Annotated in this window: 9 protein-coding genes and 2 pseudogenes; 7 read left to right on the top strand and 4 right to left on the bottom strand. The window is 68.3% G+C overall.

What is annotated here, in order from left to right; translation table 11 throughout:
• The first annotated feature begins 20 nt into the window (after window positions 1-20).
• The 3 genes from ACFYNU_RS36620 (at window position 21) to ACFYNU_RS36610 (ending at window position 4,623) form a co-directional block, all read left to right on the top strand.
• Complete coding sequence (locus tag ACFYNU_RS36620) at window positions 21-1,592, top strand: GMC family oxidoreductase N-terminal domain-containing protein (protein WP_356585365.1); 1,572 nt, start codon at window positions 21-23, stop codon at window positions 1,590-1,592.
• 123 nt (window positions 1,593-1,715) lie between these two features.
• Window positions 1,716-3,239, top strand: coding sequence for an aldehyde dehydrogenase family protein (locus ACFYNU_RS36615; protein WP_356585364.1), 1,524 nt, complete (start codon window positions 1,716-1,718; stop codon window positions 3,237-3,239).
• A gap of 319 nt (window positions 3,240-3,558) precedes the next feature.
• Window positions 3,559-4,623 (top strand): sporulation protein, encoded by a 1,065-nt coding sequence (locus tag ACFYNU_RS36610; RefSeq protein WP_356585363.1) that lies wholly within the window; start codon window positions 3,559-3,561, stop codon window positions 4,621-4,623.
• Between the two features lie 4 nt (window positions 4,624-4,627).
• Here ACFYNU_RS36610 and ACFYNU_RS36605 read toward each other — a convergent pair whose 3' ends face one another.
• Window positions 4,628-5,128: a hypothetical protein gene (locus tag ACFYNU_RS36605; protein ID WP_356585362.1), complete on the bottom strand. Its 501-nt coding sequence runs from the start codon at window positions 5,126-5,128 to the stop codon at window positions 4,628-4,630.
• Between the two features lie 446 nt (window positions 5,129-5,574).
• Between ACFYNU_RS36605 and ACFYNU_RS36600 the strand changes: the two genes are divergently transcribed.
• A complete protein-coding gene (locus ACFYNU_RS36600) occupies window positions 5,575-6,945 on the top strand; it encodes an NF041680 family putative transposase (protein ID WP_356585361.1) in 1,371 nt (456 codons plus the stop codon).
• A gap of 8 nt (window positions 6,946-6,953) precedes the next feature.
• Here ACFYNU_RS36600 and ACFYNU_RS36595 read toward each other — a convergent pair whose 3' ends face one another.
• Window positions 6,954-7,229: a hypothetical protein gene (locus ACFYNU_RS36595; protein ID WP_356585360.1), complete on the bottom strand. Its 276-nt coding sequence runs from the start codon at window positions 7,227-7,229 to the stop codon at window positions 6,954-6,956.
• Between the two features lie 533 nt (window positions 7,230-7,762).
• Here ACFYNU_RS36595 and ACFYNU_RS36590 point away from each other — a divergent pair.
• A pseudogene (locus ACFYNU_RS36590) lies at window positions 7,763-8,424 on the top strand (HAD family hydrolase).
• Window positions 8,425-8,634: 210 nt separating this feature from the next.
• Here the strand turns inward: ACFYNU_RS36590 and ACFYNU_RS36585 are convergent.
• Together ACFYNU_RS36585 and ACFYNU_RS36580 are read right to left on the bottom strand one after the other, a co-directional pair.
• Window positions 8,635-9,402 (bottom strand): annotated as a pseudogene (locus ACFYNU_RS36585) (DUF317 domain-containing protein).
• A 920-nt stretch (window positions 9,403-10,322) separates the two neighbouring features.
• A complete protein-coding gene (locus tag ACFYNU_RS36580; RefSeq protein ID WP_356585359.1) occupies window positions 10,323-10,985 on the bottom strand; it encodes a type III effector protein in 663 nt (220 codons plus the stop codon).
• A 127-nt stretch (window positions 10,986-11,112) separates the two neighbouring features.
• Here ACFYNU_RS36580 and ACFYNU_RS36575 point away from each other — a divergent pair, with 127 nt between their 5' ends.
• Both ACFYNU_RS36575 and ACFYNU_RS36570 read left to right on the top strand, forming a co-directional pair.
• On the top strand, window positions 11,113-11,544 hold the full coding sequence (locus ACFYNU_RS36575; protein WP_356585358.1) for an Hsp20/alpha crystallin family protein: 432 nt from the start codon (window positions 11,113-11,115) through the stop codon (window positions 11,542-11,544).
• Window positions 11,545-11,582: 38 nt separating this feature from the next.
• Complete coding sequence (locus ACFYNU_RS36570; protein ID WP_356585357.1) at window positions 11,583-12,038, top strand: DUF2267 domain-containing protein; 456 nt, start codon at window positions 11,583-11,585, stop codon at window positions 12,036-12,038.
• The last annotated feature ends 137 nt before the right edge of the window (window positions 12,039-12,175 follow it).

The following is a 12,175-nucleotide window of genomic DNA, read 5'->3' as shown; positions in this document are numbered from 1 at the left end:
CCCCCGCGTCTGGAGAAGCGATGTCCGCAGCACGTCCCGTGGCCGAGTTCGACTACGTCGTCGTCGGCGGTGGTACGGCGGGGGCCGTCGTCGCCGCGCGCCTGACGGAGGATCCCGCCGTCACCGTCTGCGTACTGGAAGCCGGCCCCTCGGACGTGGGCGACGACAATGTGCTGAAGCTCGACCGGTGGATGGCGCTGCTGGAGTCCGGATACGACTGGGACTACCCGGTCGAACCGCAGGAGAACGGCAACGACTTCATGCGCCACGCCCGCGCCAAGGTCCTCGGCGGCTGCTCGTCGCACAACTCGTGCATCGCCTTCTGGGCGCCGGCCGAGGACCTGGACGAGTGGGGCGCCCTCGGCTGCGCGGGCTGGAGCGCGCCGGACTGCTTCCCGCTCTACCGGCGGCTGGAGACCAACGACGCGCCCGGCGACCACCACGGCCGTTCGGGCCCGGTGAACATCATGACGATCCCGCCGAACGACCCCTGCGGCACCGCCCTGTTGGAGGCATGCGCGGCGGCCGGGATCCCCACCACGCCGTTCAACACGGGCCGGACGGTGCTGCGGGGAGCGCACTGGTTCCAGATCAACTCGCATCCGGACGGCACGCGTTCGTCCGCCTCCGTGTCGTATCTGCACCCGATCCTCGGCAGACGGCCCAACCTTGAGGTGCGTACGGGACTCCAGGCGAAGCGGCTGCTGTTCGACGACCCGGGCGACCGGCACCGCTGCACGGGGGTGGAGTATCTGGAGCCGGACACCGTGCACAGCGGCGCCGTCTACGCGCGCCGTGAGGTCGTGGTCTCCTGCGGGTCGATCGACTCGCCGAAGCTGCTGATGCTGTCGGGCATCGGCCCGGCCGGGCATCTACGGGAGAACGGTCTCGACGTACGGGTCGACTCCCCCGGCGTCGGTTCCCACCTCCAGGACCACCCGGAGGGCGTGATCATGTGGGAGGCGCGGCGGCCCATGGTCACCAGTTCCACGCAGTGGTGGGAGATCGGGATCTTCGCCGAGACCGAGCCGGGTCTGGACCGGCCGGACCTGATGTTCCACTACGGTTCGGTGCCCTTCGACATGAACACCTACCGGCGCGGCTATCCGACCACCGACAACGCCTTCTGTCTGACGCCGAACGTCACCCGCGCCCGCTCGCTCGGCACCGTACGGCTGCGTACGCGCGACTTCCGGGACAAGCCGAGGGTCGATCCGCGTTACTTCACCCACGAGCACGACATCCGGGTGATGACGTACGGGCTGCGGCTCGCCCGTGAGATCGCCGCGCAGGAACCGCTGGCGGCGTGGAAGGGACGGGAGTTGGCACCGGGGCCGGACGCGCGGTCCGACGAGGAGCTGCTCGACTACATCCGCAAGACGCACAACACCGTCTACCACCCGGCGGGCACGGTGCGGATGGGGGCGGCGGACGACGCGGACTCGCCGCTGGACCCGCAGTTGAGGGTGAAGGGCGTGAGGGGGCTGAGGGTGGCCGACGCGTCCGTGATGCCGTTCCTGCCCGCGGTCAATCCGTGCATCACGACGATGATGATCGGCGAGAAGTGCGCGGACATGATCAAGGCGGACTGAGCCGCACGTCGAGGAGGCACGTCGAGGGAGTGCGCTGCGCAACGTGGTCGCAACGTCCGCGCTCCTAGCCTCACGGTGAGCGCCGTCCAAAGGCGGGCGGCACCCCACCGGGAGGCCACAGAGATGACCCGATACGCAGCGCCGGGCACCGACGGCGCGATCGTCTCGTACGAGTCCCGTTACGACCACTGGATCGGCGGCGAGTACGTCCCGCCGGCCCAGGGCAAGTACTTCGAGAACCCGAGCCCGGTCAACGGCCGCCCCTTCACCGAGATCGCCCGAGGCACCGCGGCCGATGTCGAACGTGCGCTGGACGCGGCCCACGGAGCCGCTCCGGCCTGGGGAAAGACGTCGGCCGGGGGGCGCGCGGACATCCTCAACAAGATCGCCGACCGTATGGAGGCGAAGCTGGAGGAGCTGGCCGTCGCGGAGAGCTGGGAGAACGGCAAGCCGGTCCGCGAGACACTGGCCGCCGACATCCCGCTCGCCATCGACCACTTCCGCTACTTCGCGGGCGCGCTCCGGGCCCAAGAGGGCTCGCTGAGCGAGCTGGACGACGACACCGTCGCGTACCACTTCCACGAGCCGCTGGGCGTGGTCGCGCAGATCATCCCGTGGAACTTCCCCATCCTGATGGCGACCTGGAAGCTGGCGCCCGCGCTGGCGGCGGGCAACGCGGTGGTCATCAAGCCGGCCGAGCAGACCCCGGCGTCGATCCACTACTGGATGAGCCTGGTCGCCGATCTGCTGCCGCCGGGCGTGGTCAACATCGTCAACGGCTTCGGCGTGGAGGCGGGCAAACCGCTCGCGTCCAGCGCACGGGTGGCGAAGGTCGCGTTCACCGGCGAGACCACCACGGGGCGGCTGATCATGCAGTACGCCTCCGAGAACATCAAGCCCGTCACGCTGGAGCTGGGCGGCAAGAGCCCGAACATCTTCTTCGACGACGTCTGGTCCGCGGACGACGACTTCCGCGACAAGGCACTTGAGGGCTTCACGATGTTCGCCCTCAACCAGGGCGAGGTGTGCACCTGCCCGTCCCGCGCACTGATCCAACGCGGCCACTACAGCGACCTGTTGGAGGCGGGCATCGCCCGCACCGAGGCGATCGTGCCGGGCCATCCGCTGGACACGGACACGATGATCGGCGCCCAGGCGTCCAACGACCAGCTCCAGAAGATCCTTTCGTATCTGGACATCGGCCAGCAGGAGGGCGCGAAGATCCTGACGGGAGGTCAGCGAATCGAGTACGAGGGCGAGTTGGCCGGCGGCTACTACGTCCAGCCCACCATCTTCGAGGGCGACAACCGCATGCGGGTCTTCCAGGAGGAGATCTTCGGCCCGGTGCTCGCGGTGACGTCCTTCGCCGACTTCGACGACGCGATCAAGACGGCGAACGACACGCTGTACGGCCTGGGCGCGGGAGTCTGGACCCGCGACATGAACACCGCCTACCGCGCGGGCCGCGCGATCCAGGCGGGCCGCGTCTGGACGAACTGCTACCACGCGTACCCGGCACACGCGGCGTTCGGCGGCTACAAGCAGTCGGGCATCGGCCGCGAGAACCACCGCATGATGCTGGACCACTACCAGCAGACGAAGAACTTGCTGGTGTCGTACTCGCCGAAGAAGCTGGGCTTCTTCTAGTCCTGGCCGTGCAGGGAGCGGCGTTGGTCGACGATGAGGTAGTCCCCGGGCCGGGGCATGAAGGAGACCTGCCCGGGGATCGCCGCGAAGTGCGTCCATACGGGTGTCGTGAACTGGACTGAACGCGGGATGTCCCCCCGCCCCCCAGTACCGTCCCTGATAGCCGAAGCGCTTGGAGAACGCCTGGGCCGTGCAGTCACCACCGAAGAGATCGGCATGGACGCGCAACTCGCGTCAGACGCCGACATTCGGACTTCGATTCGAGCGAGACCCGTCCGACGCCGTGTTCGGCGCCGCCGACTTCTGGAGCGACAGCGACGTGGAACGACGCGACGTCATCGGCTTCGCCATCAGCTCCTACGCCACGCCCGTCACCAGATGGCTCGTCCACCCGGCCGACACCGGCCTGGCCCGAGTCTCCAGACCTCGCGTCGGACGCAACGACATCACGGGTCTGTGGAAATCCGTCAGCGAGGCGCAGCGCTGGGACTCCAAGTACGGAGGCGGCAGCCGAGAGGCCGCTTCCGCCAGCGCCTGCCTCAGCGAACGCGCCGCCCCGCTGCTGCGCGGTGCCTACACCGAGGCGACGGGGCGCGAACTTTTCACCGTCACCGCCGAACTTGCCCGCGTTGCCGCCTGGACTGCGGTCGACACCGGCCAACACGACACCGCTCAGCGCCATTTCATCCAGGGCCTGCGGCTGGCACGGGCCGGCGGCGACGTGGGCATGGGCTGCTACGTCCTGTCGACGATGGCCCTCCAGACCGTGCTCCGCGGGTACCCCAGTGAGGCTGTCGACATGGCCCAAGGCGCCTACGAGCGGGCCAAGAACCGCGCCGCGCCCCGGGTGCTGGGTTTCGCCAAACTGATGGAAGCGCGGGCCCACGCAAAGACCGGCGACGAGAGAGCGGCCACGGCCGCCCTCATCGCATCCGAGGCACTGCTCGACCGGGCTCTGAAGGACAGCGACGAGCCACGGTGGATCGCCAATGTCACTCACACGCGACTCGCCGCCGACGCGACCGAGGTCTACCGGGATCTGCGGAAACCCAGTGCGGCGCTGATGTGGAACGGCCGAGCGGACGCCATGTCGGCAGACGCCTACACCCGCTCGGTGGGACTGCGGCTCACGGCGACCGCGACGGCCTACCTTCACGCCCGGGAACTCGAACAGGCCATCACCGTGGCCGACAGAGCAGTTGGCCTCATCGCCACGGTTCATTCCGTACGGGCGCGCGGCTACGTCGACGCCTTCATCAGCGAACTCGCCGAATGGCGGAGAGAGCCCATCGCCGCAGAGTTCGCCCGGCGCGCGCACGCGCGACTGGCCGTCACCACCGCTCCGGCCAACTGGCCCAGGAAACTCGCGTCGGCGGACACCTGACGAGCTATTGCACTGGCGCGCCTGGTCCGCTGGGGAGATCGGTATTGCCGATCCTCACGACCGCTGGCCGTGAGAGTGGCTCGACTATAGCCGCGTCGCGCCCATCAGCGGTCCTCAACAAGAACGGATGCCCGACATAAGTGCTCTGCACCCGATGCTGGCCGGGCTGAATTGTTCCATAGGATTGCAGCTGACCGCCCCAGTCGACCCAGTTCAAATCCAGCGGGACTGCGGAGGCATTGACGAAACGGACTGCGGTCTGGCGTGTGGTGTTCTGTGACCTGAGCTGCTGCCAGTCCACGCCGCGTGTCACGGTGATGCTCGGAATAGAGGCCGGGACAGCTGGTACAAGATACCGCACAGCCCCAGTAAAACCTGCTTGCGCAAGCACGGTCAGCACCAGCAGGCAAAGATCCATCGCGCTGGTGTCAATAGTGATTCGTGCCGCCACGACCAAGACGGCGGCCACAAACAAGATCACGACTGGGATGATACGAATAGTCATGGTCCACCGGTGTGCTTCCCGCCGCTCGCGCTCCCCAACTGAGTCCCTGAACCTCGTCACGTAGTCGTCAGCCCTCGGAATCAGCAGTGAGTTGACGAATCCAGCAAAGGTGACGAGTCCCCAAAGCGATGCAAGTACAGATTCCATTGGTTACCCCGGACTGATCCGCTCAGGGAGCAGCGAAGTAAGCCTCAACGCATCAGAAAGACGACGACCCCCGCCGACTCCGGCCCCCTCTCCCCGAGGATGCCGTGATCACACATGCGGAGGATTCCACCACTTCTGGCTTCCGAAACAGGCACTCAGCTTGTTCTTTATGGTCTAACCTCGAACGATGCGCCGAACGTGCTCGCTCAAACGAGGATTCCGGGGACGTGAACACGGCCTTCGTCTGAATCTGTGCTCCGACGAAAGATGCACTTGACCAGTACGAAGGCCGTGGGGAAATGAGTCTGCTGCATCACGATGTCCGGCGGGATACGTTCGAGCTGACCGACGCCCTGTTGTGTGCGGACGGGCCGGTGAAGACGCCGGTCGACCTCACGCTGACCGCCGAACACCGGCGCGGGCACGGCGCGATGTACGAAGCCTTGAACGGCGGGAACGTCGATGTACCACGGCTGCGGCAGGTGCTGGCCGGGCTGCCGCAGCCCGAGGCCGCCGACGGGCGCCTGGCCCTGGCCGTGGATGTCACCCACTGGCTACGGCCGGACGCGCCGACCAGTGCGGACCGCTTGTTCTGTCACGTCTACGGCCGCAGCGGACGCTCATCGGACCAGTTCGTGCCCGGCTGGCCCTACTCGTTCGTCGCCGCGCTGGAGTCGGGCCGGACCTCGTGGTGTCAGATCTTGGACGCGCTGCGGCTGGGGCCGGCCGACGATGTCACTGGCGCCCAGGTCCGCCGGGTGGTCACCGACCTCATCGAGATGGGGCGTTGGAAGCCGGGTGACCGCGACATCCTGGTTGTCTTCGATGCCGGATACGACGCTCCGCGCATGGCCCATCTCCTGGCCGGACTGCCTGTGGAGGTCCTGGGGCGGATGCGCACGGACCGTGTGATGCGTAAGCCAGTTCCGGTCCCGTGGATCTCTCCGCCACAGGGAGGACGCCCACCGAAGCACGGCAAGGAGTTCCGCTTCGCCAAGCCGGATTCCTGGGGCGATCCGGACGCGGAGACCGTGCAGGTCACCGACCGCTACGGCGCCGCTCGCGTGATGGCCTGGGACCGCATTAACCCGAGGCTGACCACACGCTCGGCATGGATCGATCACACCGGTGAACTCCCGGTCATCGAAGGCACGTTGATCCGTCTGGAGGTCGACCGCCTGCCCGGCGGTCACGATCCACTGCCGGTCTGGCTTTGGTCGTCGGCAACCGGCCTGTCGGGTGAGGACGTCGATCTGCGCTGGCAGGCGTTCCTGCGCAGATTCGACCTGGAACACACCTTCCGGATGATCAAGCAGACGCTGGGCTGGACCCGCCCGAAGATCCGCACGCCCGCGGCGGCGGACCGGTGGACCTGGCTGATCATCGCGGCCCACACCCAACTCCGCCTCGCCCGGCCCCTGGTCGCCGACCTTCGTCGTCCGTGGGAGAAGCCGGCCGAGCCCGGCCGGCTCACCCCGGCCCGGGTTCGCCGGGGGTTCAGGAACCTCCGCCCGAACCTGCCCTGTCCGGCCCGTGCGCCAAAACCCAACCGGCCCGGCCCCGGCAGGCCGCTCGGCTCGAAGAACCGGCGCCCCGCCACCCGCTATGACGTCGGCAAGACCACCAGATGCCCCGAAAGCATCACCGAACGCGACCAGCTCAGACGCTGAACACGGCTTCAGAAGGGAACGACCAGCCCGGCTTCTCGCAATCCAAGCAATGCCCTGCCCAAGCACTCGGCGGCCGAGGCCCCATCGGCCCTCATCCCAACATCCAGAGGCCCACCAGAGGCTGCGAATGTCCACGCCGGCTGACCGTCACGCATGCGCTCCGCGTCGACCCGGATCATGGCACCTACACCCTGCTCGCCGAGCCATTCCAGGATGAGCATCGTCGCGTCCTCGACGCCGCTGTCCAGATCCACCTTGGGCCGCCGCCCCATTCCCTTGGCCATGGCCACAACCCTACTCAGGGGCTGGATTGGCCTTGCCGCACGCTTTCAGGCGACTCAGACCATAAAGAACAAGCTCAGCTCAGCGCCCACCTGTCAGATCGAGGTTCATCAAGATCCCTGGCGGCGTCAGGTACCGACCGCCTGCGGCGGCCCTCTGTGACTGCCGACGGTGAGGCGCTAGCTGCGAGACGCCCAGGATGTCGACTACGGAGGAGGAACTCGTGGCCTGGCCTTACCGCTGCGGGAGTTGCGGCATAGCCACGGACTGGGGGCGGTGGGGAGTGGCTGAGGAGGTTCAGGTTGACCACCGTCACCGCGCCCATGGATCCCAGGGCACCGACGAAGAAGGCCTTGAGTCGCGGGGAGGTCGGTCGCTGTCCGTCGTTGGCTTCCTCGCCGCTGTCGTCGCTGTCTGATCTTTCTTGGGTTCTCTTCTGGAGCCCGGAGCGGTTCTGTGACGGTGCGGCGCTTGCCGACACGGCACCTTGCCGGTATCCGACAGCGGTGGCCAGTTGTCGACCTACGATCTGCTCATGATTCATGCAGTTGTATTTGATGTTGGCGAGTGCCTGGTTGACGAGACACGGGAGTACGGCACGTGGGCGGACTGGCTCGGTGTGTCGCGCCACACGTTCGCGGCCATGTTCGGCGCGGTTGTCTCCCAAGGACGCGACTACCGCGAGGTGTTCGCTGAGTTCGCACCAGGGTTTGACCTGACGGGGCAGCGGGCGGCGCGGGCGGCGGCCGGTCAGCCCGAGCATTTTAACGAAGACGATCTCTACGGTGACGTTCGCCCCGCAATGGGCCAGTTGCGTAAGGATGGGCTGTGGCTCGGTATCGCGGGGAACCAGACGGTTCGCGCCGGGGGGATTCTACGGTCGCTGTTCAGCGACAACGTGGATCTGATCGGCACGAGCGACGACTGGGGGGCGCGTCCAAGCCTGACGCTCTCTTCTTCAACCGGGTTGCCGATGCGGTGCCCCACGAGAACCACGAGATCGTCTATGTGGGAGACCGCCTCGACAACGACATTGAGCCGGCACTAGCTGCTGGGATGTTGACCGCACTGGTCCGTCGTGGGCCGTGGGCCACAATCCAGTGGAACAGCGAGAAGACGAAGCTGCCCACCTTCCGGATCGAGAGCCTTTCGGAACTGTCCACGGTCATCAGGGAGTTCAACCAGCAAGAGCACTGACAGTCGTCGCCCACGCGTAGAGCTGTTCCTCCAACTGGATTACACACGGCTGGTGTTGGTACGGCGTGAGACGCTTGCGCATCTCCCTCGCTCGTTCCATGTCGGTCGCGTACCAGGTGCTTTCGAGCTGGTCCAGGGCCTGGTGGGCATAGGCTCAGGCTTCCTCAGGCCCCCGGTCGATGGCCTCCACCATGGCGAGATCACCAAGGATCACCGTGCGCTGCTTCTCGGTCTCCGGCAGTTGGTCGAGCACCACCAGGAGCGTTTCCCGCGCACGCCCGCGGAGAACGACGCCGCCCACAAGTACGGTGCGCCGAGCACGGGTTCGGCCCACGCCTGCCACCCGGCCCGGCCCGCGTCGTCCGGCGCGACGGTCGGGGACCGCGGATCACCGTCCTGGATGAGCGGGGGCACCTCGCCGAGGCCGAGACGGGTGGTGAAGGTCGGGTCCGTCGCCCTGGCATCCGATTGGTCGATGCCGCGCAGCCAGCCGTGCGCGGTGACCGCGTCGAGGACCAGCTCGGGGCCGCCGAGCGACACGGCAGACCAGTCGTTGGCGTCGAGCGCGTGGAGAAAGTCGCCGAGGATCTCACCGGGGACCTCGGGGATGAAGTAGGCCGACCACGCGGCGAGTGGACCGCTCACGTCCGTACGGACGGAGACCTGCCAGGCGACCGGCAACTCCCCCAGAAGGGACGGCTCGTCGGCCAGGACCCACTGGGCCCACCGCAACGTGTCGGGGCTGATGTGCAGGACGGTGCCGCGCAGGACCTGCCGGCCCTCCGGCGCCTACTCCGGCTCCTGCCTGCCTCGGACGATGGTCAGGTTCGTCCAGCCGAGGCGGGTGAGCGTGTCGGCCACCGAGTCGTAGAGCCGGCCGTCGTCACCGGTCAGATGCCGGGGACCCACCCAGTATGCGGACGGGGCGGCCGGTCCGAGCGGGTCGGGCGGGGAGTTTGGATTCAGAAACACCTCCAGGAGATCGAGCGGGCACTACTGACCATCGGCTCGCCGCGCGGAGCGGCGGGTGCGTCGCGGGGGTGCCTGGACGGGGCCCTGCCAGGTGAGGGCAGCGGCGACCTCGGGCGGCAGAGGCCCGAGTGGCTGTCCGGATCACGGCCCCGGCCAGATAGACAACAGGCCGCTCCTTCTCGCCGGCCTGGACGACTTGGGCGGGTTGGTGCTCCATCGGGAAGAACGGGTTCATCGCCAGGCGCAGCGGAGCGCTCCGGTCGCAGGCGGACAGCAGATCGATGAGATCGCCGACGGTCGTCTCCATGGTCTCCACGGAACCGCCTCGCACGGGAGAAAGGGTGGGCACGCAAGAGTCTCCAGGGCATCTCGCCCCTGTCCGATCAGGAGGGTCGTCCGTCGGCGGAGCACGACGGGTTCACACACCACTGAGCCGCGCCTCGGGCAGCCGCACGGCTGGGTCAGAGGTGATCAGGCCGTGCTCGCTCGAGCGACGGCTGCGGACGTGCACGTCTCTGACCTGGGATTTCCGGGGAATGTCGTCTACGTTGACATGCCTCCCGACCCGATGGCCACTCTGTGCGGGACCTTTCCTGTCCGCCCCCGGCGAACTGGAGAAGAGGCGAACCGACCGCTCGCGCCTGGAGGGCAACAGCCGGACACCTCGGCGGGACAACGGGCCGTTCTGCAATGGGCTGAGTCCCTCGGGTCGCGCGGCCCCTCGGGCGTCGTACACGGGAATCATGAGGAGGAGGGCGGCGGCGTCGTTTCCTGCCACTGCCCAGCGGCTGCACCGGCCACGCCCCGGATCTCAGGGAATCGGCGCGGTGCTTGGGCTGAGGAGGCGCGTCAGGGCGGCGGGAAGTGCCACGACCGACTCCATCGCCTTCGACGGGACGCCGATTGTCCCTGTGGCGTCCGGCGTGTCAGGTGTCGTCGTGGCGGAGGTGGTCGGTGTGGCGGGTGATGGTGTCGACGCGGTCGGCGAGGTCGGGGTGGCTTGTTTCGAGGTGGGGGCGGGCGGCGGTGAGCGGGGCCAGGAGGGCGGCGGGGTCGTCGTCGGCGAGGGCGGTGGCGAGCAGGCCGAGGCGTGCTCGGGCGTCGGGGGGTAGTCCCGTGAGGGCGGTGATCTGGCCGGCGAGCTGGCGCAGGTCGGCGGAGTTGTCGCGGGCCCAGTGGCTGACGCTGCGCTCGCCGGCACGCCGGTCGCGGGTGGTCTGGACGCGTTGTTCGCCGGTGGTGCCGGGGGCGCCGGGGCGTACGCGCAGGTAGCGGCGTTCGGCGGCCTGGCGGCTGGCGACGCCCAGCGGGCCGGCGAGGTCGGCCCAGCTGGCTCCGGCGTCCCTCGCGGCCTCGATCAGGCCCGGTTCCCAGGCGGCGAGCCGTTCGCGTACCTCGCGGAGCAGGAGCAGGGCGGCCAGGGCCTGTTCGCTGCTGGTGCGCGGTGCACCGGTTTCGTCGGGAGGGTCGGTTGTCTGCGCCGTCTGCACGGCCTGGTCGATCGCGTCCAGGGCGGCCGAGGCGGCGAGAAAGGTGGCGGGGGGCAGGGCGGTTCCCGGGGTTGGTGGGGGCTGGTCCGCTGCGGTCACGGTCGCTCCTTCGGCGCGTCATCCTTTCGACGACATCCTGGTTGTCATCGTTTCGATGACATGTTACAACGGTGTCAGCCGCAGCGCATCGGCAGTTTCTGCCCAAGCCAACTGGAGGTGTTTCACGATGTTGATGCGTACCGAATTCCGTGAGCTGGACCGTCTCTCCCAGCAGCTCCTGGGTGCGACCGGCACCTGGTCCAGGCCGTCCCCGATGCCGATGGACGCCTACCGGGACGGCGACGTCTACGTGATCGCGCTGGATCTGCCCGGTGTCTCGCCCGAGGCGATCGACATCGACGTTGAGCGGAACATGCTGACCATCAAGGCGGAGCGGCGCCCGGTCGCCCACTCCGACGAGGCGCGCATGGACCTCTCCGAGCGGCCCCTGGGAGCCTTCTCCCGGAAGGTCATGCTGGCCGACACGCTCGACACGGAACGGATCGAGGCCGACTACGACGCGGGCGTCCTGACCCTGCGCATCCCGGTCACCGAGCGCGCCAAGCCCCGCAAGATCACCGTCGGCCCGGGAGCAGGACGCAGGGAACTCCACACCTGATCCCCGCCCACGATCACCGTCTCCGCCCGACTCTCTTGATGAAGAGAGGCATCCGCACCATGTTCGCCCAGGTACAGACACCGCCCCCGGCACCCGTGATGACGTACGGTCAGATGCTGGAACGGGTTCGGTACGACGGGGCGTATCCCACCAGGGACCGGGCGGAGCGCACGGTCAGGATGGTACTGGCGGCCCTCGGCAGGCAGTTGACCGGTGAGGAGCGCGTGCAACTCGCCGCGCGCCTGCCCACCGAGGCCGCCCGGATCATGACGGACGCCGCCCCCGACGCCGAACGTCTCACCGGCTGGGGCTTCGTCAAAGACCTCGCCACACGCACCGGCGGCACACACGCCACCACGCGGTGGGACGTAGGCACCGTCCTGGCCCTCGTCGGACAACTCACCGGCAACGACCTCCTCAACCGCATCCTGACCCAACTCCCGCCCGGCTACGCCCTCCTGTTCGGCCGCGCCGAACTCGTCCAAGCCGCCTGATCCCACCTGGACGGGGGCGAGCCCTCGGTCCCCACGCCGTGGGGGGGGCCCCCCCCCCGGGCCGCCCCCCCCGCCCCCCCCCCCGGGCGGGGGGGGGGGGGGGGGTGCGGGGCGCGGCCGGGGGCCGGCGCGCGGGC

The organism is Streptomyces sp. NPDC006643 (assembly GCF_042870175.1).
GTDB lineage: Bacteria > Actinomycetota > Actinomycetes > Streptomycetales > Streptomycetaceae > Streptomyces.
The sequence above is the reverse complement of the archived record's forward strand: the minus strand, read 5'-3'. Positions and strand labels throughout refer to the sequence as shown.